The 26,986-nt window shown below is 39.4% G+C and carries 31 protein-coding genes; 18 read left to right on the top strand and 13 right to left on the bottom strand.

The genetic code is table 11. The features are described from left to right. On the bottom strand, positions 1-1,731 hold the full coding sequence (gene lysS, locus DW103_RS15380) for a lysine--tRNA ligase (protein ID WP_122277723.1): 1,731 nt from the start codon (positions 1,729-1,731) through the stop codon (positions 1-3). A gap of 205 nt (positions 1,732-1,936) precedes the next feature. Here lysS and DW103_RS15375 point away from each other — a divergent pair, with 205 nt between their 5' ends. Next, positions 1,937-5,050: an ATP-binding protein gene (locus tag DW103_RS15375; protein ID WP_122277768.1), complete on the top strand. Its 3,114-nt coding sequence runs from the start codon at positions 1,937-1,939 to the stop codon at positions 5,048-5,050. Here DW103_RS15375 and nadD read toward each other — a convergent pair. From nadD to DW103_RS15360, 3 genes are all read right to left on the bottom strand, one after another. Then, the gene (nadD, locus tag DW103_RS15370) at positions 5,039-5,632 is read right to left on the bottom strand and encodes a nicotinate (nicotinamide) nucleotide adenylyltransferase (RefSeq protein WP_122277721.1); all 594 of its coding nucleotides are present in this window, start codon (positions 5,630-5,632) and stop codon (positions 5,039-5,041) included. The two genes, DW103_RS15375 and nadD, sit on opposite strands and share 12 nt — an antisense overlap. Before the next feature lie 132 nt (positions 5,633-5,764). Further along, on the bottom strand, positions 5,765-6,355 hold the full coding sequence (gmk, locus tag DW103_RS15365; RefSeq protein WP_122277719.1) for a guanylate kinase: 591 nt from the start codon (positions 6,353-6,355) through the stop codon (positions 5,765-5,767). A gap of 18 nt (positions 6,356-6,373) precedes the next feature. After that, entirely contained in the window at positions 6,374-7,246 is an 873-nt protein-coding gene (locus DW103_RS15360) for a YicC/YloC family endoribonuclease (protein ID WP_199653040.1), read from the bottom strand. 317 nt (positions 7,247-7,563) lie between these two features. Between DW103_RS15360 and tsaB the strand changes: the two genes are divergently transcribed. Continuing rightward, complete coding sequence (gene tsaB / locus DW103_RS15355; RefSeq protein WP_122277715.1) at positions 7,564-8,262, top strand: tRNA (adenosine(37)-N6)-threonylcarbamoyltransferase complex dimerization subunit type 1 TsaB; 699 nt, start codon at positions 7,564-7,566, stop codon at positions 8,260-8,262. Positions 8,263-8,360: 98 nt separating this feature from the next. Further along, positions 8,361-8,507, top strand: coding sequence for a hypothetical protein (locus DW103_RS18290; protein WP_199653038.1), 147 nt, complete (start codon positions 8,361-8,363; stop codon positions 8,505-8,507). Positions 8,508-8,572: 65 nt separating this feature from the next. Here DW103_RS18290 and DW103_RS15345 read toward each other — a convergent pair whose 3' ends face one another. The 6 genes from DW103_RS15345 to DW103_RS15320 form a co-directional block, all read right to left on the bottom strand. Further along, positions 8,573-9,766: a sodium ion-translocating decarboxylase subunit beta gene (locus DW103_RS15345; protein ID WP_122277711.1), complete on the bottom strand. Its 1,194-nt coding sequence runs from the start codon at positions 9,764-9,766 to the stop codon at positions 8,573-8,575. Between the two features lie 4 nt (positions 9,767-9,770). Further along, the gene (locus DW103_RS15340; RefSeq protein ID WP_122277709.1) at positions 9,771-10,202 is read right to left on the bottom strand and encodes a biotin/lipoyl-containing protein; all 432 of its coding nucleotides are present in this window, start codon (positions 10,200-10,202) and stop codon (positions 9,771-9,773) included. Positions 10,203-10,224: 22 nt separating this feature from the next. Further along, entirely contained in the window at positions 10,225-11,115 is an 891-nt protein-coding gene (locus DW103_RS15335; protein WP_122277766.1) for an OadG family transporter subunit, read from the bottom strand. A gap of 21 nt (positions 11,116-11,136) precedes the next feature. Continuing rightward, positions 11,137-12,690, bottom strand: a complete 1,554-nt coding sequence (locus DW103_RS15330) for an acyl-CoA carboxylase subunit beta (RefSeq protein ID WP_122277707.1) — start codon at positions 12,688-12,690, stop codon at positions 11,137-11,139. A 120-nt stretch (positions 12,691-12,810) separates the two neighbouring features. Beyond that, entirely contained in the window at positions 12,811-13,218 is a 408-nt protein-coding gene (gene mce / locus DW103_RS15325) for a methylmalonyl-CoA epimerase (RefSeq protein ID WP_122277705.1), read from the bottom strand. A gap of 142 nt (positions 13,219-13,360) precedes the next feature. Further along, complete coding sequence (locus DW103_RS15320; RefSeq protein ID WP_122277703.1) at positions 13,361-15,769, bottom strand: TonB-dependent receptor; 2,409 nt, start codon at positions 15,767-15,769, stop codon at positions 13,361-13,363. A gap of 162 nt (positions 15,770-15,931) precedes the next feature. Here DW103_RS15320 and DW103_RS15315 point away from each other — a divergent pair, with 162 nt between their 5' ends. The 7 genes from DW103_RS15315 to DW103_RS15290 all read left to right on the top strand — a co-directional run bounded on the left by DW103_RS15315 (position 15,932) and on the right by DW103_RS15290 (position 20,445). Next, positions 15,932-16,495, top strand: coding sequence for a nitroreductase family protein (locus DW103_RS15315; protein WP_122277701.1), 564 nt, complete (start codon positions 15,932-15,934; stop codon positions 16,493-16,495). Next, positions 16,492-17,259: a Rossmann-like and DUF2520 domain-containing protein gene (locus tag DW103_RS15310; RefSeq protein WP_122277699.1), complete on the top strand. Its 768-nt coding sequence runs from the start codon at positions 16,492-16,494 to the stop codon at positions 17,257-17,259. The genes DW103_RS15315 and DW103_RS15310 overlap by 4 nt, the downstream gene beginning before the upstream one ends. Further along, positions 17,252-17,773: an HAD family hydrolase gene (locus DW103_RS15305; protein WP_122277696.1), complete on the top strand. Its 522-nt coding sequence runs from the start codon at positions 17,252-17,254 to the stop codon at positions 17,771-17,773. Before DW103_RS15310 ends, DW103_RS15305 begins: the two co-directional genes overlap by 8 nt. 29 nt (positions 17,774-17,802) lie before the next feature. Beyond that, entirely contained in the window at positions 17,803-18,390 is a 588-nt protein-coding gene (locus tag DW103_RS15300; protein WP_122277764.1) for a Maf-like protein, read from the top strand. Positions 18,391-18,513: 123 nt separating this feature from the next. Beyond that, positions 18,514-19,776 carry a site-specific integrase gene (locus DW103_RS15295; protein WP_122277693.1) on the top strand — a complete coding sequence of 421 codons (1,263 nt, stop codon included), beginning with the start codon at positions 18,514-18,516 and terminating at the stop codon, positions 19,774-19,776. Between the two features lie 89 nt (positions 19,777-19,865). After that, entirely contained in the window at positions 19,866-20,012 is a 147-nt protein-coding gene (locus tag DW103_RS18285) for a hypothetical protein (RefSeq protein ID WP_199653036.1), read from the top strand. Positions 20,013-20,055: 43 nt separating this feature from the next. Then, complete coding sequence (locus DW103_RS15290; RefSeq protein ID WP_122277691.1) at positions 20,056-20,445, top strand: DUF5053 domain-containing protein; 390 nt, start codon at positions 20,056-20,058, stop codon at positions 20,443-20,445. A 56-nt stretch (positions 20,446-20,501) separates the two neighbouring features. Here DW103_RS15290 and DW103_RS15285 read toward each other — a convergent pair whose 3' ends face one another. Together DW103_RS15285 and DW103_RS15280 are read right to left on the bottom strand one after the other, a co-directional pair. Continuing rightward, positions 20,502-21,101, bottom strand: coding sequence for a hypothetical protein (locus DW103_RS15285; RefSeq protein ID WP_147381223.1), 600 nt, complete (start codon positions 21,099-21,101; stop codon positions 20,502-20,504). Between the two features lie 46 nt (positions 21,102-21,147). Next, positions 21,148-21,792 (bottom strand): S24 family peptidase, encoded by a 645-nt coding sequence (locus DW103_RS15280; RefSeq protein ID WP_122277687.1) that lies wholly within the window; start codon positions 21,790-21,792, stop codon positions 21,148-21,150. Between the two features lie 152 nt (positions 21,793-21,944). Here DW103_RS15280 and DW103_RS15275 point away from each other — a divergent pair, with 152 nt between their 5' ends. The 8 genes from DW103_RS15275 (at position 21,945) to DW103_RS15240 (ending at position 26,114) form a co-directional block, all read left to right on the top strand. Further along, on the top strand, positions 21,945-22,154 hold the full coding sequence (locus DW103_RS15275; protein WP_122277685.1) for a hypothetical protein: 210 nt from the start codon (positions 21,945-21,947) through the stop codon (positions 22,152-22,154). Positions 22,155-22,328: 174 nt separating this feature from the next. Beyond that, complete coding sequence (locus tag DW103_RS15270) at positions 22,329-22,679, top strand: hypothetical protein (protein ID WP_122277683.1); 351 nt, start codon at positions 22,329-22,331, stop codon at positions 22,677-22,679. Further along, positions 22,676-23,257, top strand: a complete 582-nt coding sequence (locus tag DW103_RS15265) for a SprT-like domain-containing protein (protein WP_122277681.1) — start codon at positions 22,676-22,678, stop codon at positions 23,255-23,257. Before DW103_RS15270 ends, DW103_RS15265 begins: the two co-directional genes overlap by 4 nt. A gap of 11 nt (positions 23,258-23,268) precedes the next feature. Continuing rightward, complete coding sequence (locus DW103_RS15260; RefSeq protein WP_122277679.1) at positions 23,269-23,988, top strand: Lin1244/Lin1753 domain-containing protein; 720 nt, start codon at positions 23,269-23,271, stop codon at positions 23,986-23,988. Beyond that, complete coding sequence (gene dnaB, locus DW103_RS15255) at positions 23,957-25,312, top strand: replicative DNA helicase (protein ID WP_122277677.1); 1,356 nt, start codon at positions 23,957-23,959, stop codon at positions 25,310-25,312. Before DW103_RS15260 ends, dnaB begins: the two co-directional genes overlap by 32 nt. A gap of 10 nt (positions 25,313-25,322) precedes the next feature. Beyond that, the gene (locus DW103_RS15250) at positions 25,323-25,679 is read left to right on the top strand and encodes an HNH endonuclease signature motif containing protein (RefSeq protein WP_122277675.1); all 357 of its coding nucleotides are present in this window, start codon (positions 25,323-25,325) and stop codon (positions 25,677-25,679) included. An 11-nt stretch (positions 25,680-25,690) separates the two neighbouring features. Continuing rightward, positions 25,691-25,921: a hypothetical protein gene (locus DW103_RS15245; RefSeq protein WP_122277673.1), complete on the top strand. Its 231-nt coding sequence runs from the start codon at positions 25,691-25,693 to the stop codon at positions 25,919-25,921. A 1-nt stretch (position 25,922) separates the two neighbouring features. Further along, on the top strand, positions 25,923-26,114 hold the full coding sequence (locus DW103_RS15240) for a hypothetical protein (protein ID WP_122277671.1): 192 nt from the start codon (positions 25,923-25,925) through the stop codon (positions 26,112-26,114). A 400-nt stretch (positions 26,115-26,514) separates the two neighbouring features. Here DW103_RS15240 and DW103_RS15235 read toward each other — a convergent pair. Then, positions 26,515-26,986, bottom strand: a 472-nt coding sequence (locus tag DW103_RS15235) for a hypothetical protein (RefSeq protein WP_233545712.1), incomplete at its 5' end; no start/stop codon positions are given.

Genomic DNA, 26,986 nt, shown 5'->3' with positions numbered 1-26,986 from the left:
TTATTTAGCTGCATTAGCAATCCACGCTTCCACCTCCTTGGCTGCTGGATTTTGCAATTCCAGTTTATATTTTTTATTCATTTCGCAAAGTTCCTGTCTCAGCTTGTTCGGATTTACGTCTTTCAGTGTGTCCACAGTTATGTATCCGGCTTTTTGTAAAGCGGGAACCCAAGCTTCATGAATACCTAATGCCACATATTTGTCGGTAGCATCTTTTTTGACGATTTTTTCAGGACGCATTTGAGGGAAGAATAATACTTCCTGAATAAATGCTTTACCTGTCATCAACATAGTCAGACGGTCGATACCGATGCCGATGCCCGATGTAGGAGGCATACCATATTGCAATGCTTTCAGGAAATCCTGATCAATAAACATCGCTTCATCGTCACCTTTTTCGCTCAATTGAAGTTGGTCTTTGAAACGTTCTTCCTGATCGATAGGGTCGTTTAGCTCGCTGTAGGCATTCGCCAGTTCTTTTCCGTTCACCATCAGTTCAAAGCGTTCGGTAAGGCCGGGCTTGCTGCGGTGCATTTTAGTCAACGGGCTCATTTCTATTGGATAGTCGGTGATGAATGTCGGTTGTATAAAGCTTCCTTCGCAGAATTCACCGAAGATTTCGTCTATCAGCTTACCTTTACCCATAGTATCGTCAACTCCCATTTTTAATTCTTTACATATTTGACGAATTTCATCTTCATTTTTGCCGGTAAGGTCGTAACCGGTTTTCTCTTTGATGGCATCCAGAATGGGCAGACGGCGATAAGGTGCTTTGAAACTGATGGTCTTTCCATCGATTTCAGTTTCCGTACTGCCATTTACAGCGATACAAATACGTTCCAATAACTTTTCAGTGAAGCTCATCATCCAATTGTAATCCTTGTATTGTACATACAATTCCATACAAGTAAACTCCGGATTATGATTTTTGTCCATACCTTCGTTACGGAAATTCTTTCCAATCTCATATACACCTTCAAAACCGCCTACAATCAGCCGTTTCAAATAGAGTTCTGTGGCGATACGCAGATAAAGGTCGATGTCCAGTGAATTATGATGAGTTATAAAAGGACGTGCGCTTGCTCCACCGGGGATAGATTGCAGGATGGGTGTTTCAACTTCTGTATACCCAGCTTCATCCAATACGGTTCGTATCGTTTTGATGACCGTGGCACGTTTAAGAAATGTTTCTTTTACGCCATCATTAACAATAAGATCCACATACCGTTGGCGATAACGGAGTTCGGGATCTTCAAATGAATCGTAGGCAATTCCGTCTTTGTATTTGACAATAGGTAACGGCCTGAGTGATTTGGATAGTACGGTCAGTTCCTGTGCATGGACAGATATTTCACCCATTTGAGTGCGGAATACATATCCTTTAATTCCAATGAAGTCGCCGATATCCAATAGTTTCTTAAATACAGTGTTATATAATTCTTTGTCTTCATCCGGGCAAATGTCATCGCGTGAAATATAAACTTGTATTCTGCCTTCGGAATCCTGCAGTTCCATAAAGGATGCCTTTCCCATGATACGACGGCTCATAATACGGCCGGCAATGCTGACGGGACGAGGCTCTGCATCGTCTTTAAAAGATTCTTTTATTTCTTTGGAAAATGCATTGGTTACATACTCAGCTGCGGGATAAGGCTCTATCCCCATCTGGCGTAACTGTTCCATACTGTTACGTCTGATGATTTCCTGTTCACTCAATTCTAATAGATTCATTATGCTATTATTTTGTATAATACGGCGCAAAAGTACAAAACTTTTCTTACTTATCGGCAAAAGTGAGTGGTAGTTTGCTTGTTCTGTACATAATCCTTTCGTTTTGAGGGTGAAGATTTTTATTATGCTTCTTTTTTCAGGAAAATTGCTTGTCGTTTTTGTTTATGACGTATATTTGCTGAAAATCAACAAAAAAATGATTTGTATGTATTTTTTCGGGGGTAGAAATAAAAGAGTGTTCTTCACTGTTCTTTTATTATTGTCTGTATTCAGCGTGGTCTCTTCGGCAGGTTCTGAGAGAAAGGATTATGTTCTTGTTTTGAACTCGTATACCGAAGCTTCGCCATGGTCGCGTACTATTATTACATCGATTTATGATCAATTGGTGAATGAAAGTGAAGAATTAGCCGTATATACGGAGCATATGAATATGTTGTCGCTTGATACGAAAGAAGAGTTGACTCTTTTTGAAAATCAACTTTTTCAGAAATATGAACAAGTACCGAAGATTATTGTTATATTGGGAAATAGTGCATACACATTATTAAAAGATGTATTAAACAAGAAATGGGGAAGTGAAATACCGACTTTGCTTTTTGTAGAAAAAGATTATATGGGACCTGCTGATTGCTATCTCTATAAAAAGGTGGTTTTACCGTCTGAGCGGATACCTGTATCTCTGGCACTACAGGATAATAAGAAATTGACAGTTATTTACATACCTGAATGTATCCTTCAGACTATTTCGTTGATGAAAACTTTGATACCGGATATGAACCGTTTGTTATTTCTATCTGATAAGAGATATGTCAGTTGCCAGAATCGATTTGAGATAGAAGAGATAATCAAACAAGATTATCCGGATATACAATTAGAATTGTTAACGGCGGATGATATGGATACGGACAGCTTGATAGGCGCTATGCAACAGGCTGATAAACGAACAGGTATTTTGTTCTTTTCCTGGTACAGTATTAAAAATCAATACGGGAACTTGGTCATCAATACGGAAACTTATAGAATGTTGGGCGCTTATACATCTTTACCTATATTCGTCCTTAACGATATTGATTTGCAATCGAGTGGTATGCTGGGTGGATGTATTTTCCCGAATTCGAGTATAAAGAACGTTATTCAGCAAACGTTGTCTGAGATATTGAACGGAAATTCTCCTCATAAAATACAGAAACCTGCCGGGCCATATCCGGTAATGAATTACTCTGTCTTTAAGAGAATAGGACTCCCTCTTTCGGCTGCTCCTGAAAATACAGTTTTTTATATGAAGCCGTTGGGATTCTGGGAACAATATAAAATATATCTGATTTGTGTTCTGTTTTTTGTCGTTATTATTGTTTTTGTGTTGATAATCGGCTATTTGAATAAGAAGAGACAGTTTCAAGATAAGGAAATTGGTTTGATGAGAAGCTATAGCCGATTAGTTAATAATATGCCGATTTCCTATATGAAGCAGAGAATTTTGTTTGATGAAGTGGGTACTCCGCTTGATTTTATTACATTGGATGTGAATATGGCTTTCGAAAAGCAATTTGTGCCACGGCATCGTGTGGTCGATAAAACTGGGAATGATTTACAATATAGCCAGAAGGGCGAATACTTGAGCATTTGTAAACTGGTTCTTAAGGAGAACAAAATAGTTGATTCTCAATTTTATTATCAGCGTACAGATTGTTATTACAGTATGATAATAGTTTCTTCATCCGAGGAAGGTTGTATAGATCTTTTTCTTATTGATACGACAGAACTGTTGAAAACTCAGCAGCTACTTCGTACCTCTAATTATAAATTGTCAATGTCACTGGATGTTGCAAACCTGGTTCCTTGGAAGTGGAACTTAAAGGAAGGTACAATCTTTTGTGATGTGAATCATCCAAAAGAGGTGAAAAGTCCGGGTTCGAGTGCTGAATATTCTTTGGCCGTGCCGGAAGATTTGTATTTTGATCGGATTTATAAGGAGGACCGCGAACGAATAAGAAAAGCTTATCAGGATTTAATAGATGGCAAAATCGATCGGATAAAAGAGGAGTACCGGGTGTATCAGCAACGAAATGGCTTGCATTCGTGGGAGTGGATAGAAGCTTATGCAACGGTGAATGAGAGAGATGCGGATGGCAGTCCAACCTCATTAATCGGTTCGTCGCTAAAGATAACCGACCGTAAAAAAATAGAACAAGAACTGGTCTCCGCACGAAATAAGGCAGAAGAGTCTAACCGGTTGAAGTCGGCGTTTCTGGCAAATATGAGCCATGAGATACGGACTCCTCTTAATGCAATAGTCGGATTCTCTAATATTTTGGCCTCAGCAAATGAAGAGGAGGAAAAAGAAGAGTATGTAAATATTATAGAGAGTAATAATGTGCTTCTTTTGCAATTGATTAGCGATATATTAGATTTGTCGAAGATAGAATCCAATACATTGGATTTTGTGAATGTTGAAGTTGACATAAATGGGTTACTTCGTGAATTGCAGCAATCCATGCAGCTGAGAGCTTCAGAGAAAGTGCAGGTCGTATTTGAAAAAACTCTTCCCGAATGCTATGTTTTGATACCTAAAAGTCGCTTGATGCAGGTGATTACTAATTTAATGACAAATGCAATCAAGTTCACACAAGAAGGATATATCCGTTTCGGGTATTCGATAGATGAAAACAAACGACTTCGTTTCTACGTTTCCGATACCGGCAGCGGTATTCCGGAAGACCAGCAAAAAAGAGTATTCGAACGTTTTGTCAAGCTTAACAACTTTGCTCAAGGATCTGGCTTGGGGCTGTCTATTTGTCAGATGATTGTTCAGTATATGGGGGGAGAGATTTGGCTTGAATCGAAAGTGGAAAAGGGCACTACTTTCTGGTTTACTTTCCCTTATATTCCAGTTGAAAAGAAAATTGTTTCTGTTCCGGTTTATGAAAAAATAAAAGTAGAGAATGATAAAATAGTAATCCTTATTGCTGAAGACAATGTCGGGAATTTTAAATTGTTTGAGTCTATATTGAAGCACGAGTATAATCTTTTGCACGCTTGGAATGGAAAAGAAGCTGTCGAACTTTTTAAGAAATATCAACCCCATCTTATTTTAATGGATATAAATATGCCGGAAATGAATGGATATGAAGCAACCAATGAAATTCGTAAGTTATCAAAAGTCGTACCGATTATTGCTGTTACGGCATATGCCTTCGCTTCCGACGAACAAAGAATTATGGATAGCGGCTTTGATGGCTATACGGCAAAACCGTTAAATGCCAAAGATTTAAAACAACAGATTGTGGATGCTTTAAGGATGAGGTTACTAATTATGTAATACTTCGCGTATCGCTTCCGGCAGGAAAAAACGAATGTCTTTTCCTGCTTCACATGCTTTACGTATGAATGTAGAGGATATTTCAATCAGCGGTGCATCCACCATTTTTATATGGGGATATTGTGTCGGGATTTCGACTTCGAAACCTTTACGTGGATAGATGAAAATCGGGTAATTGGAAAGAAGCGATTCGTATTCCACCCACTGGGTAATATATTTCCAGTTATCCGCTCCTATGATAAAGTAAAATTCTCGGTCGGGATAAGTTTTCTCTAAAGCTCGGAGTGTATTAATTGTATAAGTCGGTTGGGGAAGTGAAAATTCAAAGTCACTGACCTGGAATTTGGGATAATTGGCTATAGATTTCTTTACCAGTTCGTAGCGGAAGTGATCATCCATCAGTTCTTCCTTGGCTTTCAAAGGATTATGGGGTGTGACCAGAAACCATAGCTCATCCAGTTCCGTATATTCGCATAGCCAATTAGCCAGTGCTAGATGACCGATATGAACCGGATTAAATGAACCGGAATAGATGCCGGTTTTCAATCCGGCGCGTTTGTATGTCACTGTTTTTTCTTCCATTGTACAATATTAATAATCTGGGCTCCTAAAACCAATCCTGTACCGATTGCGATTATGTATTCCTCATGAAGAAGCGCGAAAATGCAGGTGACTAAGGCTGCGATAGCGATACATGCAAATATGTACAACCATTTACGGGATAATTTTGTGCTGCTCATTTTTTTCGAGAAAATCTTTGATTACTTTCAATGCTTCTTTCTGAGCTGTCTCCAACTGGTCGTTAACGATGATTACGTCGAATTTGTCGGCAAAGCTCAATTCGTATTCCGCTTTGGCTATGCGGCTGTCGATGACTTCGGGAGCATCCGTACCTCTTCCTTCCAAACGTTTGCGTAAATCGGCAATGCAGGGAGGTTGGATAAATACGGATAAAGCGCGGTCGCCGTAATACTTTTTAATATTGCATCCTCCCACGACATCCACATCGAAAATCACATTATTCCCTTCATTCAGTATGCGTTCTACTTCGCTTTTTAATGTACCATAATATTTGTCGGTATATACTTCTTCGTATTCAAGAAAGTCTCCCGCTTCAATATGTGTACGAAATTCGTCCGGAGTCAGGAAATAATATTCGACTCCATTCTTTTCCGTACCGCGTGGAGCACGGCTGGTAGCCGAAATAGAAAAATGCAGATTCAAATTCTGCTTCAACAAGTAGTTAATAATGGTTGATTTTCCGGAACCGGACGGGGCGGAAAATATAATTAGTTTGCCAGCCATTGTTATTTTGTTTTTCTATTATAATACGTTCAATACCTGTTCCTTGATTTGTTCCAGTTCGTCTTTCATCTGGACCACGATTTTTTGCATTTCCGCATGATTACTTTTAGAACCGAGCGTATTGATTTCACGTCCTATTTCTTGGGCGATGAAACCTAGTTTTTTCCCCTGTCCCTGTCCGCTGTCCATTGTACTGATGAAATATTTCAGATGGTTATCCAGTCGGTTTTTTTCTTCGTTTATGTCTAACTTTTCAATATAGTAGATCATTTCTTGTTCGAACCGGTTTTTATCGTAATCTTGTCCTGCTATTTTTTCAAGGTTATCCATGATGCGGTTCTTCACCTTTTCAATACGTTCTTTCTCGTATAGTTCTACCTCGGAAAGCAGACGTGCGATATTGGCAATCTTTAGTTCGAATAGTTTCTGGAGCATGGCGCCTTCCTGAATACGGAAATCGCACAGATGCTGAATAGACTCCTGAATAGCTTTTTCTACCACTTCCCATTCGGACTCGTCGACTTCCTGAACCTCTGTTTTGATAACATCCGGCATGCGGAGCAATGTCTGAAACCAGTCGGCTGGCAGGGTGATGTCCAACTTTTCAGCAATATTCTTAATTTGAGTATAGTAGTTTTCGACCGCGGAGAAATTAATCTGTGTAGGTGTATCTTTACCAATATATTCAATAAAAATATTGAATTCTACCTTTCCCCGTTCCAAAGTTTGAAGGAGCAAGGTTCGTATTTGCATCTCCTTTTCTTTGTAAATAGACGGTATGCGGGTTGAAAGATCAAGTTGCTTACTGTTTAGTGCCTTTATTTCTACGGTTACTTTTTTAGAAGGAAGTTCGGTTGTAACCTTGCCGAATCCTGTCATGGATTGTATCATTCTTCTGAAAAATTAGTTTGCAAATTTACGGAAAATAATCTGAAAGTTCTTACTATTAGGATTTTTACTTTAGGAAAGAGGTGGATTCATTGTATGATACACCGATATGAACTGTATACCAGACTGAAATAATTTTTTCAGTCCCTCGGTCACTTGTTAGGGTTTGTTCTTTTGTAGACTTTAGAAATAGGAAATGCAACAAAATATTTTCTCCGCGGGGTTATCTATCGTCATATGTTTGTGTACCTTTGTCGCTATAACCGAATTGGCGTTTGGAGGGACTAACTTTCAACAGCCGATTTTCAATTTTAATTCATATGGCATGCATTTTAAATATTGAAACTTCAACATCTGTTTGTTCCGTCGCTGTGTCTGCGGACGGGGAAATCGTTTTTGAGAAAACATCGTTCGATGGACCGTCGCATGCGGCATTGTTAGGGGTATATGTGGAAGAAGCTCTTTCCGTATTGAAACAAAAGGGGGGACAGCTTGATGCTGTGGCCGTGAGTAGCGGCCCCGGGTCTTATACCGGGTTACGTATCGGGGTTTCCGTAGCCAAGGGGCTTTGTTTTGGTTCTGGTATTCCGTTGATTTCCGTTCCTACTTTGGAGATAATGGCTCATACGGCGATTAAGCGAAATAATGAAACGGCCGATTGCCTATATTGTGCTATGCTGGATGCCCGTAGGATGGAGGTTTATGCAGCTATTTACGATGCTTCGCTCCGGATTGTCCGGAAAACGGCAGCTGATATTGTAGGTGTTGATACGTATATCGATTGTCTTAATAAAGGAAAAGTTTGTTTCTTCGGCAATGGTGCAATGAAATGCAAGGACGTTATAACTTCCTCAAATGCTGTATTTATGGATGATATTGTTCCTTTGGCCGTAGAGATTGTTCCTTTGGCAGAGAGAGCGTTTGAAGCCGGGGATTTTGTGGATGTGGCCTATTTCGAACCGTTCTATCTGAAAGAGTTTCAGGCTACGATAGCAAAAAATAAGGTGCTGGGAAAATAATGGAAAACGTATTCAATTGGGCAAAAATCGAAATATACAAGCTTAAACTAAATGTCTATATCTTTTGTTCTATCTTAAATCAAACAGAAAATGAAGATATGAGACGGAAAAATGCAAATGTACTGCTGATTTTGGGGGTTATATTATCGATTGTACTTTTAATGGTTTGGTTGTTTTTAGGAACAACACTGGAAGAAGAATCGAACCCGGAAACAGACCCTCTTACAATTGAGCAGAATATTTGAGTTGAAACAAGAAAAAGGTTTTGTATCACCGGATACAAAACCTTTTTCATATAATATTTGACCTATTATCCTAAGAAACCCAACAGGATACCGGCTGCTACGGCAGAACCAATCACACCTGCTACGTTCGGACCCATAGCGTGCATCAACAGATAGTTTGTCGGGTCGTATTCCAGACCTACATTCTGAGAGATACGGGCTGAGTCGGGTACGGCAGATACGCCGGAGTTACCGATGAGCGGGTTAATCTTGTTGCCTTCTTTCAAGAATAAGTTGAAGAATTTGACGAACAAGATACCGGCACAAGTTGCAATCACAAATGATAAAGCTCCCAGACCGAAAATCTTAATAGAATTCAATGTCAGGAATTGAGTTGCCTGTGTGGAAGCACCTACCGTCACACCCAATAAAATGGTGATTGTGTCAATCAGCGGACCGCGGGCTGTTTCAGCCAGACGGCGTGTTACACCACTTTCTTTCAGCAGGTTACCGAAGAATAGCATACCCAGTAGAGGCAGACCGGAAGGAACTAAGAAGCAAGTCAGCAACAAGCCTACAATCGGGAAAATGATTTTTTCCGTAGAAGAAACGGCTCTCGGCGGTTTCATGCGAATCAAGCGTTCCTTTTTGGTAGTCAACAGTCTCATGAAAGGTGGCTGTATGATTGGAACCAATGCCATATAAGAATATGCTGATACGGCGATTGCTCCCATCAGGTTTGGAGCCAGCTTGGATGAAAGGAAGATGGCGGTCGGACCATCAGCTCCCCCGATAATACCGATAGCACCTGCTTGGTTCGGCTCGAAGCCCATCTGAAGAGCGATAATGTAAGCACCGAAAATACCGAATTGGGCAGCAGCACCAATCAACATCAGCTTCGGATTGGAAATCAAAGCAGAGAAGTCGGTCATTGCTCCGATACCGAGGAAGATTAACGGCGGATACCAGCCGGAAGTAACACCCTGATACAGGATATTAAGCACAGACCCTTGCTCATAAATACCTATCTGTAGCCCGGCATCTTTGAAAGGAATATTTCCAATCAGGATACCGAATCCGATAGGGATAAGAAGCATGGGTTCAAATTCATATTTAATGGCCAGGAAGATAAACAACAGACCCACCAAAATCATAATGATATGACCGGGTGTCGCATTGTATACTCCTGTGTAGGTGAGGAACAGTTGTAGGTTTTCTCCTAAAAACTGGAGAAAACTTTCTTGTGCTCCTGCCGCTTGTAATAATACTGATCCTAACATAATACTATCCGATTACGACGAGATCAGCACCTTCCAGTACAGAATCTCCTTTGTTTACTTTTATTTCTATAATCTTACCGTCACGGTCGGCGTTGATGTTGTTTTCCATTTTCATGGCTTCAAGGACAATTAAACCTTGCCCTCTCTTAACTGTATCACCAACGTTACAGTTTACCTGCAGGATTACTCCTGGCAGTGGAGATTTGACGGCACCTTTGCTTGTAGAGGCTGTCGGACGGGAAACAACCGGTTCGCCGCTTGCCGTAGTAGGAGCTTGAGCCGGACGTTTCAATGTGACCATCTGTTTTTTTGCCGGTTTCTCCATTTTTACATGATAAGGAGTACCGTTTACTTCTACTTCAGCAATATCATCTACTACTGAATTGATATGTACTTTATATACGTTACCGTTAATGGTATATTTAAAACTTTTCATTCTTGTTTGTTTTTAGGGATAATTACTTTCTGGGTACTTCACGCAAACTGTATATCTTTGAACTCCATGGAGAATAAGTCCTTTGTACCTTCCGGATAGTAAGAACTGTATTTTCGATGTCATGATTATCATCGCTCATTTCATACAAAGCGGCTCCAATAGCAGCAAATATTTCTCCGGATTCCTGACCGATGTTAGATGCAATGGTCGTGGTGGAGCCTGCGGCTTTTTGGGCATTGCGCTTACTGGCAGCGATAGAGATTTTACCGATTTGTTTGAAAATAAAGAACAGCAGGAATAATCCGGTGAACACAACAGCCATTGCTGTTAGAGTCATACCGATACCCATGGAGTCATTCTTTTTAAAGTTATCGATTTTCTCATTTGAATCCAATGTCATGTTGTTGGTACTGGGAGTGACTTTTGTCAGTTGCGCCCACTGTTCTTGTCCGTCAACGATGCGCCCGTAACTTATATCGGCTTTTTGTGAAGCCGGGATAATAACTTCATCAATCAGCGTTTTTCCGTCGGCGTCATATAAGGCTATGTAATTTTCTTTTGACGGGTCAAGAGTAAAATTAAGATGGAAAGTACCGCGATTGGGTTCTCCGTCCGCCCAGAACAAAGTATGCTGACGTGGGTGGATAAGGGTCAGGACATCCCCTTTGGGAATTGGATATTTCTTCGGATTATTTTTATCGTTTGTCAAAAAACAACCCTGAATATTAACCGAACCGGCCGAATTGTTGAACAATTCAATCCAAGCATGGCGTTTACCGTAATCATCAACAAAATTGTCTTCATTGATGACCAGCACTTCATTTATTCGCATGGAGGTTGCACGCTGTGCTTTTGCTCCGAAAGAGAACAATAAAGCAAATAGCAGCAATACCCCTATTTTCTTATTCATCATATTCATTTCCTGTTTTAAGAATTATAGAGGCAAGTTGTCATGTTTCTTGGCAGGATTGCTCAATTTCTTAGTCTGCAATTGTTGCAAAGCACGAATAATCCGGAAACGAGTGTTACGCGGTTCGATAACATCATCGATATATCCGTATTGTGCAGCATTGTAAGGATTAGCAAATGCTTTTTTGTATTCGGCTTCTTTTTCTGCAGCACAAGCTTTCGGGTCTTCGGAGGCAGCCACTTCTTTGGCAAAGATAACTTCTACGGCACCGCTTGGTCCCATCACTGCGATTTCGGCAGTAGGCCATGCATAGTTCATATCGCCACGCAGGTGTTTGGAACTCATCACGCAATAAGCACCGCCATAAGATTTACGCAGAGTAACGGTAACCTTGGGAACGGTAGCTTCACCGTATGCATAAAGCAATTTGGCACCATGCAGGATTACACCATTATATTCCTGGCCTGTACCCGGAAGGAAGCCCGGTACATCTACCAAAGTTACCAAAGGAATATTGAACGCATCGCAGAAACGAACGAAACGACCGGCTTTACGGGAGGCATTGCTGTCCAGACAGCCAGCCATCACTTTCGGCTGGTTAGCTACGATACCGACAGTTTGTCCGTTGAAACGAGCAAAACCAACGATGATGTTCTTAGCATAGTCGGCATGTACTTCCAAAAACTCGCCATTATCGATGATAGTACCGATAACTTCGTACATATCATAAGCTTGGTTAGGATTGTCGGGTATAATATCGTTCAGATTGTCATCCAAGCGATCAATCGGATCTTTACATTCGATTAACGGGGTTTCTTCCAAATTGTTCTGTGGCAGGAAGCTGATTAATTTGCGGATTAATTGTAATCCGTCTTCTTCCGTATCGACAGCGAAATGGGCAACGCCGGATTTTGTCGTATGTACACTTGCTCCACCCAGTTCTTCTTGAGTGACATCTTCACCTGTTACTGTTTTTACCACTTTCGGACCTGTCAGGAACATATAGCTTGTTCCGCGAGTCATGATGTTGAAGTCTGTTAAAGCCGGAGAATAAACGGCTCCGCCTGCACATGGACCGAATATGCCGGAAATCTGGGGGATAACACCGGATGCCAGAATGTTACGCTGGAAGATTTCAGCATAACCGGCCAAGGCATTTACACCTTCCTGGATACGGGCGCCTCCGGAATCGTTCAAGCCGATAACGGGAGCTCCCATTTTCATTGCCTGATCCATCACCTTACAAATTTTCATGGCTAGAGATTCTGACAAAGCTCCGCCGAATACGGTAAAGTCCTGTGCATAGATATATACCAGACGACCATCAATGGTACCATAACCTGTTACGATACCATCGCCCAGATATTTGGTTTTTTCAATACCGAAATTAGTACAACGGTGTTGTACGAACATATCGAACTCTTCGAAGCTACCTTCATCCAGCAACATGGCAATACGTTCGCGTGCGGTGTATTTGCCTTTCTTGTGCTGTGATTCAATTCTTTTCTCTCCTCCACCCAAACGAGCAGTTTCGCGTAGGGCGATAAGCTCCTTTACTTTTTCAAGTTGGTTACTCATTGTATTTTTGATTTGTTGTTAGAAATGATTATTCTGTTATAAATGTCCTCATGATAATCTGACAAAAGTAGGCAGCTTATTGGGGCTGTCTACTCATTGTTTGTCTACATCAGTCGAAGATTATTTACCCGGCATACAAAGTTCTGTCAGAACACTGCAGGTCGATTTCGGGTGAAGGAATGCGATACTCAAACCTTCAGCACCGCCACGCGGAGCTTTGTCAATCAACTTAACACCTTTAGCTTCGGCTTCGTCCAACGCAGCTTGCACATCGGGAACTGCGAATGCGATATGGTGGATACCTTCGCCTTTCTTTTCTATGAATTTGGCGATAGTACTGTCTTCGCTGGTCGGTTCCAGTAATTCGATTTTAGTCTGGCCTACTTTAAAGAATGCGGTTTTTACTTTCTGATCCGCAACTTCTTCAATGTTGTAGCATTTGAGTCCTAAAACTTGTTCGTAATATGGCAGACAAGCTTCGATGCTCTTTACTGCAATACCCAAGTGTTCGATGTGTGTAAGTTCCATGTCAATAATAATTTAGTTATTTAATATCGTTTTGTTCTATCTCGACAAAGGTACACTCTTTTTGTTAATGAGGAAATATTTCATTAATATTTATCAGCATCATTTAGGGATGTTTTTTTAACGATAATCAAACTTATCAAAACTAAAAATCGACAATAAGACGCACATTCAGCTGCCGGCCTGTCAGATAGTTTGGAATAGCATATTGTTGGTTGTCAATATTAGTAATCCAATAGTAGGAACTTGTGTTTTTGATATCGAAAAGATTGAATACATCCAAACCGAGCCAAATGTTTTTCAGATGCCTGAAAAGGCCCCGGTCCATAATAGCATCTTCTCCTCCTGCCAATTGGTATGAGAAGCCAAGGTCCACACGTTTGTAGACGGGTGTACGGAAATATCCGTCTTCATAGCCTTTACGGGGAGCAGTGATAGGCAAGCCTCCCGACAATACGCCTTTTAAGTTCAGTTTGACTCTTTTATATCCGGGAAAATAGTCTTGGAAGAACAGTGAAACATTATATCCTTGACTGTTAGGCATTGGGAGATAATTTCCTCCGCGAATACTTTGTTCCGCTTTCATTAAGGAAAAGCTAATCCAAGAGTCAGTACCGGGGACAAATTCACCGAAGAATTTGAAATCGATACCCATTGCATGACCTTTGGCGCAATTCTCTCCGTAATAGCGGATTTTTACATTATCGACGGTATAAGGTACAATATTGTCTAACTTTTTGTAATACATATCCGCGCTGACCTTAAAGTTCCGGTCGGAAGCACGGAATGTATAGTCGCCTCCGAGTATTATGTGAATCGAACGCTGGGATTTCAAATCTTGGTTCAATTGAATGACGCTATTACCGTTTTCATCTGATACGGTTGTCCTCAATTCCTTATAAAAAGGCGATTGATAATAGAGGCCTGAGGCCAGGCGGAATGTCAGATTCTGGTCGAAGTTCGGTATAAAGCCTAAAGAAGCGCGTGGACTGAATATGAATTCCTTGTTGTAACTCCAATAACTGCCTCTGACTCCACCGACCAGCCTGAATAATCCTTGTTTGATCCGGAATCTGAACTCATCTTGCAGGTATGCTGACAGACGTGTACTCTCCAGTTTGTTGTCGGAGAAAAGATTAGCGATAACATTAACCGTTTCTCCTCCTTGAGGAAGTGAGTAGCCGGCAGAATCCCGTTTTTCCCATTCGCTGATTTTGTCGTTTATCTTTTCCATCTGCACTGTCGCGCCCCATTTTAATGTATTGCTTTTCAGTCGGATACTTCCGAAATGTCCTACATTCATAATGTTGGAATGGAGGCGATTACGGGCATGTTCATGGTAACGGGCTACGTTCAGTTGCTCCATGTCTCCACCATTTCCTATATCAGCTGCATCTCCCAACCAGTATTCTCCGGAAATATCATAACTTTCTTCTTCTTTGCTGGTAAAAGCAGAAGCTTGAAGGCCGAGTTCCGTATTCTCATTGGGGGCATGTTTTAGGGTTAAAGCGCCGAATATGGTTTGGAATTTATCTTGTTCTTTTCCATTGAAATATACTTTGAATTTTTTAGCGTTTTCCACGGTTCCGAATGAGGTTTCACGGCTGTATGGAGTAAATTTATAGTTGTTTACCGCCAAATTCCCTAATACATTGATTTCCCATTTTGGGGCTGGCTTGTAAGTTATAAACGTTTGTACATCAATGAAGTTTGGGTCATATTCCGCATCAGTGTCGGTGGTCTTCAAAAGTGAACGGCCGGTTTTATACCGGAAACCGGTGACTTGGGTGAATTTCTTTGTGGAACTGCCTATGTAAGCATTCGCACCTAATAGACTTGCTGAGGCCGAACCTTCGAAGCTTTGGGGCTTTTTGTACGTGATATCCAAGACTGAACTCATTTTGTCGCCATATTGTGCGTCAAAGCCCCCGGATGAGAAGTTAACCGATTCGGTCATGTCCGGATTGATAAAGCTCAACCCTTCCTGCTGTCCGGAACGGATTAATAAAGGCCGGAATACTTCAAGCCCATTAACATAAACGATATTTTCGTCATAGCTTCCTCCGCGAACCGAGTACTGTGAACTCAACTCATTATTGGACGAAACGCCGGCAAAAGTGACTACCAAACTCTCAATACTGCCTCCTGCCGGGTCCGGAAGGAGTTTTACTTTGTCGGCATTCAATGTTTCCAGTGTAGTGGTTTGCCTCCGGGTAGCGGTGGTTACCACCTCGCCCAGTTCAATCGATGTGTAATTCATCTGTACATTAATCCGCATATCTTTTGTCAGTTCCGGAATGATACGTTCTGCCTTGTTATATCCCAGGCACGAATATATTAAAGTGACAGAATCACCTGTTGCAACGGAGACAGAGTAGTATCCTTTTTCGTTACTCATTGTCCCGTTTAGCGTGTTTTTAACCCTGACGTTGACCAATTCAAGAGGACTTCCGTCGGCATCACGTATGTAGCCGGTTATCTTAACACGGTCCTGACCGAAAACACTTGTAGAAATTATTATATATAGCAGTGCAGCTATCGCACGAATTCTCATATTCAAAATTGTTATCTTCTTATTAACGGAAAAAAAGGAGGAAGCGTATATAAAGCAGGCAAAAAAATATCCCTATCTTTGCCAATCGTGAAGAAATTAAAGCTTTTTTTCTCTCTTGCGTGTAACAGAGAGAAAGAACTCCGAATACAAATTTAGAGAAAGATGGAAAGTTTCGCAACATTAATAAAAACGAGAAGAAGTACCCGTAAGTTTACCGACCGGTTATTGAACCCGGAACAAGTGGAAATGATTCTGAGAGCCGCCTTGATGGCTCCGGCTTCCAAACGTAGTAATCCGTGGCAATTTGTAGTTGTGGAAGATAAAGAAATGCTGGCTAAACTTGCCACTTGCAAAAAAGCCGGTTCTGCATTTCTGGAAGGTTGCGCTTTGGCGGTAGTCGTGCTTGCAAATGTGATGGAAAGCGATGTTTGGGTGGAAGATGCCTCTGTTGCTTCCATCTATATGCAGTTGCAGGCTGAAGATTTGGGGCTTGGCAGCTGTTGGTGTCAGATACGGAATCGTTTTACCGCGGACGATACGGATGCCAATCAGTATGTACGAGACTTATTGAATATTCCTTATCAACTGGATGTGTTGTCTATTATCGGCTTTGGTTATAAGGACCAGGAACGTAAACCTTTTGACGAGGCTCATTTGCAATGGGAAAAGGTACATTTGGGAGCTTACTCCGCTCCGGAAGGAAATAAAGCGGGAGAAGAAGCATGAAAATCGTCTTGATAGGAGCCGGGAATTTAGCAACACGTTTATCGCTGGAAATGTATCGGATAGGGATGCCTGTTTGTCAGGTATACAGTCATACGGAAGCCAATGCTAAACAATTGGCAGGAAAACTGGGATGTCCTTGGACGATAATCCCGGAAGAGATTGTTGAGGATGCCGGTTTATATTTGTTTTCCCTGAAAGATGCCGTATTGGCAGAAGTCATCTCGCGTGTTCCTTCCAATAATGGGATTTGGGTACATACGGCAGGTAGCATGCCTATGGATGTGTTTAGCGGGTATGCTGCGAAATATGGTGTTCTCTACCCTTTGCAAACATTCAGTAAGGCCCGTGAGGTCGATTTCTCCATGATACCTTTTTTTCTGGAAGCCAATACGCCGGATGTGGCCGAGGTGTTGTGTGAGGTTGCATCTACCTTGTCGGAAAATGTTCGCTTTCTTTCTTCCGATAAGCGGAAATATTTGCATTTGTCGGCGGTGTTTGCCTGTAATTTTACCAATCATATTTATGCGTTGGCTGCTAAATTGCTGGGAGAGCAGGGGATACCGGCGGATGTTTTATTGCCGTTGATAGATGAAACGGCAGCTAAAATACATAGCATGACTCCGGCGCAGGCTCAGACCGGTCCTGCTGTCCGTTATGATGAGAATGTGATGAATAAACATCTGGCTATGCTGTCGGATTCGGATATGAAATCCATCTATCAGCTTATCAGCCGGAGTATACATAAGGAGGCCCAATATGAGTAGTATTAATTATGACCTGAAAAAGATAAAAGCATTTGTATTCGATGTAGACGGTGTCTTGTCTTGTGATGTAATACCATTGCATCCGAATGGTGATCCGATGCGCACGGTAAATATAAAAGATGGGTATGCCTTGCAGTTGGCTGTGAAAAAAGGTTATCAGGTGGCAATCATAACCGGAGGTTATACCGAAGCTGTAGAGATTCGTTTTTCCCGTTTGGGAATTACGCATATTTATATGAAAAGTGCGGTGAAAGTACACGATTACAATGATTTTTTGAAGAAAACAGGATTGAAGCCGGAAGAGGTCATGTATGCCGGTGACGATATCCCCGATTATGAAGTCATGCAGTTGGTCGGTTTGCCAGTCGCTCCGGCTGATGCAGCTCCTGAAATAAAAAACATCGCGAAGTATATTTCACAAAAAAAAGGGGGTGAAGGCGTAGCTCGGGATGTAATAGAACAGACAATGAAAGCGCAAGGGCATTGGATGGGTGATGAGGCTTTTGGCTGGTGAATGCAATAACAATGATAAATAGAAAGAGTATGCTCTCTAATTTAAACAAATATAAAGTGATACTGGGTTCTAACTCTCCCCGGCGTCGTGAATTATTGGCTGGTCTGGATGTCAGTTTCGATGTTCAGGTCATTCCCGGAATAGAAGAATCGTATCCCGAAAGCTTAAAAGCCGAAGCTGTTCCCGAATATTTAGCGAGAAAGAAAGCAGCCGCTTACATGGATATGGTTTCGCATTCCGAAAATGTATTGTTGATTACGGCAGATACAATTGTATGGACATTTGATGAAATCATGGGAAAACCGGCTGATAGGGAAGAGGCTATTCAAATGTTACTGAGATTATCAGAACATGTGCATGAAGTTGTAACCGGTGTTTGTGTGATGACAAAAGAGAAGCAAGTTTCTTTTTCCGTTTCTACAGCCGTAAGTTTTACAAAACTAAGCAAGGAAGATATTATCTATTATGTGGACAAATATCGTCCGTTCGACAAAGCTGGAGCTTATGGCGTACAGGAATGGATTGGCTATATAGGAGTCGAAGCTATAAATGGTTCTTTTTATAACGTAATGGGGCTTCCGGTACAACGTCTTTATAAAGAACTACTTGATTTTTAGTTTGTTATATGTGTTTTTGTCTTTCGCTTGATTTTAAAAATACAAACAAAATATGTACTTTTACTGCCTGAAGTTTTACAATTGTTTTACGAGTAAAATCGTATAATCTAAAAATGTTTTACAATGGCAACAGTATCGCATGTTATTCTTAAACAGCAGAAAAAGGATGATGGAACATATAATGTTAAGATAAGAATTACACATAACCGAAAATCTTCTTACATTGCTACTACACATTATGTAGATAGTTCCAGTCTTGATAAGAACTATCAGTTAAAGAAGAGGAATAATTTTATTTATGACGAGGTGATGTTGGATGTGCTTCGGATAAGAAAAATGTTTTCCGGTATTGGCAACAGCATCAATAATTATACAGCAAAAGAACTTGCTAAAAAAGCAGAAGATTTATTAGCTGGAAGAAATTTAGATCAGATAAACTTTTTTGATTATGGGTATAAGGTGATTCGTGATTTTAAGTCTTCCGGTAAACCTTCTTACGAAAATATGGAAGTTGGATTGCGACGGCTGGAGGCTTTTATAGGGTCTAGAGAATTGAATTTTTCGGATATAACGTCTAACTTGTTGCGTCGGTTTGAAGAATGGTTAAGACAACAACCTTCCTTAGTCTCAAAAAAAAAGGAAGTTACTATTTCCAGTGCAGGTGTTAAATTGTACATTGGTAATATTCAACGTATTTTCAATATTGCAAAGGATGAGCTTAATGACGAAGACCGTGGTATTATCCGTATTGCAAATAATCCATTTTCGAAATATCGACTTCCGAAATATAACGCTCCTAGTAAATATGCGTTAAGTCGTGAACAGATAAGAGCCATAACGGAATGTCGTTTTGATATTAATTGCATGGGTAAATTAATAGCCAGAGATGTTTTCATTATGTCTTTCTTGTTAGTAGGGATGAATACAGCAGATTTATACCATCTTTTACCTGAATCTCATGGAAGGTTCAACTATGAACGTAGGAAAACAAGTGCTAAACGTGCGGATAAGGCTTTTTTTTCAGTAAGGATAGAACCGGAACTATTGCCTTACATGGAGCGTTATAAAGACTTGTTAGGGGATAGGGCTTTTAATTTTTTTACCCGATATGCTAGCCATGACCAATTTAATCATAAACTTAACTCGCATATTAAAGCAGTTGGGAATATGATAGGTGTTCCAGAAATAAATATGTACTTTGCCCGGCGTTCATGGGCTACCATTGCCAGAAATGAATGTGGTGTTTCAATGGATGATATTGCCTTTTGCCTTAATCATAAGTCTGGGCACAATATAACAGACGTTTATGTCGCTAGAGATTGGGAGATTGTTGACCGTGCAAATCGGAAAGTTATAGATTATGTTTTTGGTACAAATGTTAAATAATAAACAAATGTTGAAAATAATTCGGTTTTTGCTTGCGTAATAAACAAATGTTGATTATCTTTGTATTGTAATTAAAAACAAAGGAGGTGATGAAGCGTAAAAGTAAAGAACAGAAAGAGGCAGAAGAGGACCTGCTATTTTACCTTGAGTATTACAAAAAATTCGATGCCGGATATCAGAAAAGGATAGCGGATAAAGAAATAAAGGAACTTGAGGATAAATTAAAAAAGAAGTAATCACCAGCCGGGGCAGTTAAAGCCCCGGCTAAATCAAACGAATATGTACGATAAGATAAAAGAATTGGCTATCCGCAAAAGGACAGCGAAGACAAAAGAAGAAAAGGACGCTGTTAAAAATGCAATGTTCTCGTTACAAAATAGTGACCCTATTGCATATGGTGAGGCATTGGAACGTTTGATAAAAGAGACGACCAACCGTCTTGATGAACTAACAGTGTCGGAAAAGATGGGAGAGGTTACGAAAATAGTATCCATGTCTTATATCGCTCAAAATTATTTTGGTAAAACACGTAGCTGGCTGGCTCATAAATTGAATGGAGATATTGTAAATGGTAAGGAGTCTTCATTTACAGAAGAAGAGCTATACACGCTTAAAATGGCATTAAACGACCTGTCAAAGAAATTAGGCTCAATAAGTGCTGTTCTTTAACGCGCTTTGTTTTTTAATTACACCAATCCCCGCATTTGAGTCGTGCGGGGATTTTTTTATAGATTTCTAATGTCACTCCTATCTCTTAAGACTTCCCTATATGTGTCATTCATTGCCGATATTCCTTTTTTTGCTTTAATAAGCAATAGCTTATTTTCATCAGATGTATGTCCTATCGTATTAGTGTCGCGATTAAAAAAGAATATATTTTCGTGTGACTCTCCATTTATTTTATATTTTGCAATAACTGCTTTTCTGTTTATTTCTCCAGGTTCGTATTTTGGGAAATCTATGGCCATTGCAGATTGAAATAATACGGAATCAAGAGAATGACTATCTTTGTTAAATAAATATGTGGCACTGTCTAATAATGCAAAAGCTTCCTTTTTGCTTTTAACTTCCCATGCTCTTGATGAATATTTAGTCATATCAAGGGATATTGATGCACTTATATAACTTAAAGATAGTAGTTTGTTGTATGGAGAGTATAAACTGTCTGGTTCTGAAATTTCTTCAAATTCAATAACGTTTGATGTATTTTCATTTTTGTTTAAATACTCTGTGATTATATCTTTATCACTTTTGATATTATCTTTAGATATACATGATATACTTAATAGCAATGTTCCAATGATAAATAATGAATTGTTTTTCATAATGTTTATTGTTTATTGTTGATTGTTTTCTTGTTTGTAGGCGTATTTAAAATAATCTGTGCATGCTTCCAAGTACAGCGTAAACTTTACGGATTATGCTTACAGGAATGTCCTGAGGTTGGAACTCCGGGCTTTTGTTAGTGGGAATTAGGTGCACAAAACCGGGCTTATCCGAAGATGTCATACGTTTTACTGTGCGGTAATCATCTGTTACAATCCCGTATATTTCACCGTACGGTAGATACTCTATAGGAGAGGTCATTTCTTTCATCGCAATAAAATCTCCGTTGTTTAATTCCGGTTCCATAGAATGACCGGTGATGTTACACCAGATAACACCGGGTTTGTTGTATGGCTCAAAATCAATGTAGTAATCAGGTTTTATTGATTGATTATTGTATACCAAATCGAAACCACCGATAAAGTCTACATTATAATATGGTGCTCCTTTATACTCGTAGTTGATGGATGCTTTTTCTATGGATGTGTTTTTTAGCATTTCCCCTTTACCTGTGATAAGCCAATCTAAATTAAGGTCATTAAATTGGAGAATAAATTCCCTTAATCTGTCGCTTGATATGCTGTTGGCTTTAAGTAATGCTCCTTTTGACCACCCTAACGTTGATTCTGCTCTCGTTATGCTGATATCTTTATTCTTGAGATATTCTAAAATTCCATCCTTTACATTCATGGCATTAATATTAATTATAGTTAATATGGATAATATTTTCTTCTAAATATTTGTTTTGGAGAAAATATTACCCAATCTTTGCATTGTCTTAATCAATCACACAACTAAACCTGATTGATAAAGCTAAACGATTTACAAACATAATAAAGAATATGACACAAGCGAAATTTAAAACGAAAATTCTTTTGAAGGATTCATTACGTGAAATGCCAATAGGTAGTAAGTTGAAAATTAAGAACCGTCAATTTAAAGCTTCAGTTGTTAGGACAACAACGACTGACCTTAAAAGTAAAGAAGGGTATTTGTTTGATGTTTCTGACCGTGGTATGATTGATGAAGTGGTAGTAACAAGATTAAGGTGAAAATTATGAAAGTACTATTCTCTTATCTGTATGTGTTTTTTTCGCTTGGATGCTTGTTTCTTGTGGCATCTGAGACAGAAATAAATAATGGGAATGTCCTTTTTTGGACGTGTGTAAGTGGTGTAGCTGTATACATTATGTTTAAACGGTTAAAAAATCAGGAGGTAATTTGATATGATTGTAGCAATGCCTGAAGAAGTGCTCGAAAAAATCATTAAAAGGGTGATTGGTATCGGGGTAAAAAAGAAAGAAATAGATATAGGTGAAAAGCCGGCATATATTTCTATGAATGAAGCTAGTAAGAGATATGGCCGCGTGATTGTAGAAGGTTGGATTAAAGCCGGAGTTGTAAAACGATATAAAGATAACAAACGTTCAAATTCTCGTATACGAATTAGCGTGTTGGAATTGGAGGCTGCTGCGTGTTGCAATAATCTGTATACAGGCTTGAAAGAGGTGTCTAAATGCGATGTTGACATTATAAATCAAGAGAGGATGAGCCAATTTAAAGATATTGAGTTATGAACCGGGAAGAATGGTTAAATATGGCAGTGGACGAATTACGTCCACTTTTTGAACCGGACTACAAAGTTCCTGATTTGAAAATTTCTATTGGTTTTCCCGCAAAAGGTGGACTAAGCAAAAGACGTGTTTTGGGAGTATGCTGGAAAGCTGAAGCGGCAACCGATAATAAATGCCAAATTTACATTAACCCTACTATTGCTGATATTAGCGGTCCAGATGGCGTTTTATCTGTTGTTGCTCACGAAATGGTACATGCCTGTGGTATTAGTGGGCATGGTAAGGAATTTGCAAAATGCGGGCTTAAAATAGGGTTGGAGGGCAAAATGTCTTCAAGTGCTGCTGGACAAGATTTGCAAGCTCGTTTTAGGTTGATAGAGAAAAAAATAGGCATGTTTCCTCATGCGCCTTTAGTACCTACTAATTGTTTGTCTGCTTCGCAGAAACCTGATAAATGTCGGATACATAAATGTACTTGTTTAGAATGCGGATATACTGTTCGAGTATCGGCGAAATGGCTTGATATGGCTATTCCGAATTGTCCGGTTTGCAATAAGGAAATGCAACGTGAAATGAAATAAAATTATACAATATGTCAAGAAAGGAAACATTTTATTTTTCGCATGATGCGGATGCGATGAATGACCCTAAATGTATGCTGCTTATATCGCAGTTAGGAATGGAGGGATACGGAGCATTTTGGGGATTGGTTGAACTGCTTCGTGTACAACCGGAATACAAAATGTCTATAGAATTGATACCTGCGATTGCTGCAAGGTTCCAAATGTCGGAAGCTAAATTAAAAACGGTTATTTCTTCTTTTGGTTTATTCCATGTTACGGAAGATTATTTTTTCTATTCGCAATCATTGAGAGATAGAATGCAGTTGATGTTAGATAAAAAGAAACAACAAATACTTGCCGGAATTAAATCTGGAGAGGTTCGTAGGATGAAAGCTTTAGCTGCTACAGATGTTGTTGCCAATAAAGAAGGAACGACCTTCGAACGACCTTCGAACGACCTTCGAACAAATAAAATAAAAGAAAGTAAATATAAAAAAGAAAGTATAAAGAAAAAAGCTAAAGCTTTTAACCCCCCAGAACTTTTTGAAGTAGAGGAATATTGCAAGCAACGAAACAACAATGTTGATGCCTCTCGTTGGTGGAATTTTTACCAGTCAAAAGGCTGGATGGTAGGCAAAAACAAAATGAAAGATTGGAAAGCTGCAGTTATAACTTGGGAAAAAGAAGATAAAGAAAAACAACATAATAATCAATCACATGAAAGCTCGAAACAATATACAAAGTTGTAGTATTCCATATAGCGAAAAGGTTGAACAAATCGTGCTTGGAATGTTAATGTTAGAGTCTACTGCTATCAATGAAGTTGACGTACTGTTAAAGCCAGAAACGTTTTACAAGCCTGCTCATGCCCTTATTTATCAGGCAATACAAGCGGTGTCACAAGAAGGTTATTCTCCGGATATGGTTCTTGTATTCAATCGTTTAAACAAAGAAAATAAACTTAATGAGGTGGGCGGGGCTTATTATTTGTCAGAACTTATAAGTCGAGTTGCATCATGTTCTAACTTGTTGGAACATGCCAAGTATTTACACCAATTGCATTTAGCTCGTATGCTTGTCGTAGCCGGGCAAACGATAACGGCTAAGGCATACGATAATAGCCTAGATATCGATGATACTATCTCCGATTCAATCAAGCTAATAGAAGATATTGCGGTGTTTACAACTTACGGCTGTAATTACGTCGATTTAAGGAGTTCTGTTTCCGCCTCTATGGAATTATACCAATTGAGGAAAGAAAGGGTCTCAAACGGGCTAAAAAGTGGTATTTCTACGGGTTTGGATAAGCTGGATAGAGTATTGTCAGGATTAAGAGAACAACAACTAATTATTTTGGCCTCTCGTCCGGCTATGGGAAAAACATCGTTTGCATTAAATATTGCTCTAAATGCGGCAATGTCCGGAATACCTGTTGTTATATTCTCTCTTGAAATGTCTAGTGTTTCATTAACAGATAGATTTATAATTTCAATTGGTCGTTTAAACGCTAATGATTACCGGAATGCGCGGTTGACGGATGATGCGGAATCACAAATGTGTGACGCTGTAGACAAGCTTAGCTCGCTCCCTGTGACGATAGATGATACATCTGGTCTTTCTATGGGACAAATAAAGTCCAGAGCGAAAAACTTGCAACGAAAAGGAAAATGCGGTCTGGTAATAATAGATTATCTGCAACTTATAGATATGCGTTCCGGCAATAAAAGTTATACTCGTGAGCAGGAAGTTACTCAAGCCACAAAAGAAGCTAAGCAGCTTGCTAAATCTCTTAACGTACCGGTTTTATTACTTTCTCAACTTTCACGTAAATGTGAGGAACGAGCCGATAAAACCCCCATCTTGTCAGATTTACGCGAGTCAGGTTCAATCGAACAGGATGCTGATGTTGTTTTAATGATACATCGTCCCGAATACTACGATAAAAATGAAGAAAAAGGGGTTGGGATACTACGTATTGCAAAACAACGTGATGGACAGTCTGGGGATATTAATTTCCGCTATAATGAAAGTTTAACCCGGTTTAGTGATTATGAAAATCAAACTCCATTCTAAATAAAATATCATGGCAACAAAACCAGCAAAAAAAGCTACTAGGATGTATGGTATAAAACAGTGTAAAAAGCAGACTCCCGGATATAATCGTGTCCGCTCTTCAGACGAATATCATACATCTAGGTGGACTCGTTTAAGCCGTATATTCCGCGCTGAACATCCACTATGTGAAATATGTAAAAGTAAAGGTTTGATACGACCTGCCGAAGTGGTAGACCACATTATTCCATATCCTGTTTGTGGTGACTTTTTCGACTCTTCTAACTGGCAATCATTGTGTAGTAAATGTAATGTTGAAAAAGGGAATAGAGACAAAAAAATAATACAAGAATTTAAAAGAAATAGAACTGTTAGTAAAAACATTTAAAACAAATTGATATGAGCCGAAAATCAAGTATAGTAACCGTTGAACCCCCTGCTTATACAACAGATGCTGAAAAACTGGAAATTGCAGGTTTTGAATGTCCTTATTGTTGTGGTCAAGGAAAATGGTCTGAAGAAGTAGGACGTAATGTATACGTGGAACATACTTGTAGGGTTTGTAAAGGAGTGAAAGAATTAAAAGCAATTATAACAATTGGATGGCTACCCAATATAAAACCTGAATAGTATGGATTTAATAGCAATTATTACATATTTACATAAGGAGAAAATATCTAAAAATATATCTCCTTTACATGTTACAGAAATAGAACTTATAAGTGAAGTTTGTAGGAGAATGAGAACAGAAATAGACCTTCTGGTAAAAGATGGGAAAGTGAAAGAGATTAGAACTTTAAATGATAAAGCATATATAATATGAGAATGAATGTGTTTATGACGCAATGCCGTATTGGAAGTATGGTAATGTATAAAAATAAAAAACGATATGTTATAGATATAAATAGAAATACAAAAGAAATTTGTATGAATAATAATCATTGGATACGATGTACTGAAGTAGAATTATTGACTAAATAATAAAAAAATAACTAGTTATGGCAAAGAAAATAAAAACAGGGAAACTTGAATAGATAAATATTATGGCAAAATCAGTGATAGTAGTAACTACAGAAACACAAACAGAACGGGGCAGAGTTGTCTCCATCATCCGCTCAGTCAGTTTGAATGACCAGTTGGTCTATATGGACCGGAAAGAGGGAAGAGCTGTGCTTTACCATTCGGTTGACATGGATTTATTTGCCCATCTGAATAGTTTTTGCTTAGGTCATAGTGGACTTTACGTATGGGAGCATGGTGCAGACAGACGTAAAAATAGAAACTACTTTATCAAGTTGTTCCAGTCTGTCCGGTTCCAGTTGAAGACGCAAAAGTTGAAGCTCGGCATCAAGTTTTTCAAGTTTCGTCGAAAGTATAAGTTCTTGTGCTTTAAATCCGCCCCGTGAGTGGAAATCGTACAGGCTTGCATTGATGGATACTTGGATTTCATTCGAGTTTAAAAATTGATTGACGATTTCAATCATGCCCATCTTTTCGAGCTGGCGGAGGATCATTAGACATTCGTCGTAGGTGATGTCTTGTTCGGCAAAATCATCGTCGACTGAAAAGATGAAATCTGAATAGCCATCAACAAGCAGATAAGTGACAACAAAATCTTTTTTATCAATAGTAATCATAACGCTTAGTTTTAAAAAATATAAAAATAGTTGAATTATGAAAGTAACTAGCTCAGAT

The organism is Parabacteroides sp. AM08-6 (genome assembly GCF_003473295.1).
Lineage (GTDB): Bacteria > Bacteroidota > Bacteroidia > Bacteroidales > Tannerellaceae > Parabacteroides.
This window is presented reverse-complemented; position numbering and strand designations above follow the sequence as displayed.

Coding starts and splice junctions, on each gene's coding strand:
- lysS (WP_122277723.1), bottom strand. CDS start 1,731: ATGAATCTATTAGAATTGAGTGAACAGGAAATCATCAGACGTAACAGT.
- DW103_RS15375 (WP_122277768.1), top strand. CDS start 1,937: ATGTATTTTTTCGGGGGTAGAAATAAAAGAGTGTTCTTCACTGTTCTT.
- nadD (WP_122277721.1), bottom strand. CDS start 5,632: ATGGAAGAAAAAACAGTGACATACAAACGCGCCGGATTGAAAACCGGC.
- gmk (WP_122277719.1), bottom strand. CDS start 6,355: ATGGCTGGCAAACTAATTATATTTTCCGCCCCGTCCGGTTCCGGAAAA.
- DW103_RS15360 (WP_199653040.1), bottom strand. CDS start 7,246: ATGATACAATCCATGACAGGATTCGGCAAGGTTACAACCGAACTTCCT.
- tsaB (WP_122277715.1), top strand. CDS start 7,564: ATGGCATGCATTTTAAATATTGAAACTTCAACATCTGTTTGTTCCGTC.
- DW103_RS18290 (WP_199653038.1), top strand. CDS start 8,361: ATGAGACGGAAAAATGCAAATGTACTGCTGATTTTGGGGGTTATATTA.
- DW103_RS15345 (WP_122277711.1), bottom strand. CDS start 9,766: ATGTTAGGATCAGTATTATTACAAGCGGCAGGAGCACAAGAAAGTTTT.
- DW103_RS15340 (WP_122277709.1), bottom strand. CDS start 10,202: ATGAAAAGTTTTAAATATACCATTAACGGTAACGTATATAAAGTACAT.
- DW103_RS15335 (WP_122277766.1), bottom strand. CDS start 11,115: ATGATGAATAAGAAAATAGGGGTATTGCTGCTATTTGCTTTATTGTTC.
- DW103_RS15330 (WP_122277707.1), bottom strand. CDS start 12,690: ATGAGTAACCAACTTGAAAAAGTAAAGGAGCTTATCGCCCTACGCGAA.
- mce (WP_122277705.1), bottom strand. CDS start 13,218: ATGGAACTTACACACATCGAACACTTGGGTATTGCAGTAAAGAGCATC.
- DW103_RS15320 (WP_122277703.1), bottom strand. CDS start 15,769: ATGAGAATTCGTGCGATAGCTGCACTGCTATATATAATAATTTCTACA.
- DW103_RS15315 (WP_122277701.1), top strand. CDS start 15,932: ATGGAAAGTTTCGCAACATTAATAAAAACGAGAAGAAGTACCCGTAAG.
- DW103_RS15310 (WP_122277699.1), top strand. CDS start 16,492: ATGAAAATCGTCTTGATAGGAGCCGGGAATTTAGCAACACGTTTATCG.
- DW103_RS15305 (WP_122277696.1), top strand. CDS start 17,252: ATGAGTAGTATTAATTATGACCTGAAAAAGATAAAAGCATTTGTATTC.
- DW103_RS15300 (WP_122277764.1), top strand. CDS start 17,803: ATGCTCTCTAATTTAAACAAATATAAAGTGATACTGGGTTCTAACTCT.
- DW103_RS15295 (WP_122277693.1), top strand. CDS start 18,514: ATGGCAACAGTATCGCATGTTATTCTTAAACAGCAGAAAAAGGATGAT.
- DW103_RS18285 (WP_199653036.1), top strand. CDS start 19,866: ATGAAGCGTAAAAGTAAAGAACAGAAAGAGGCAGAAGAGGACCTGCTA.
- DW103_RS15290 (WP_122277691.1), top strand. CDS start 20,056: ATGTACGATAAGATAAAAGAATTGGCTATCCGCAAAAGGACAGCGAAG.
- DW103_RS15285 (WP_147381223.1), bottom strand. CDS start 21,101: ATGAAAAACAATTCATTATTTATCATTGGAACATTGCTATTAAGTATA.
- DW103_RS15280 (WP_122277687.1), bottom strand. CDS start 21,792: ATGAATGTAAAGGATGGAATTTTAGAATATCTCAAGAATAAAGATATC.
- DW103_RS15275 (WP_122277685.1), top strand. CDS start 21,945: ATGACACAAGCGAAATTTAAAACGAAAATTCTTTTGAAGGATTCATTA.
- DW103_RS15270 (WP_122277683.1), top strand. CDS start 22,329: ATGATTGTAGCAATGCCTGAAGAAGTGCTCGAAAAAATCATTAAAAGG.
- DW103_RS15265 (WP_122277681.1), top strand. CDS start 22,676: ATGAACCGGGAAGAATGGTTAAATATGGCAGTGGACGAATTACGTCCA.
- DW103_RS15260 (WP_122277679.1), top strand. CDS start 23,269: ATGTCAAGAAAGGAAACATTTTATTTTTCGCATGATGCGGATGCGATG.
- dnaB (WP_122277677.1), top strand. CDS start 23,957: ATGAAAGCTCGAAACAATATACAAAGTTGTAGTATTCCATATAGCGAA.
- DW103_RS15250 (WP_122277675.1), top strand. CDS start 25,323: ATGGCAACAAAACCAGCAAAAAAAGCTACTAGGATGTATGGTATAAAA.
- DW103_RS15245 (WP_122277673.1), top strand. CDS start 25,691: ATGAGCCGAAAATCAAGTATAGTAACCGTTGAACCCCCTGCTTATACA.
- DW103_RS15240 (WP_122277671.1), top strand. CDS start 25,923: ATGGATTTAATAGCAATTATTACATATTTACATAAGGAGAAAATATCT.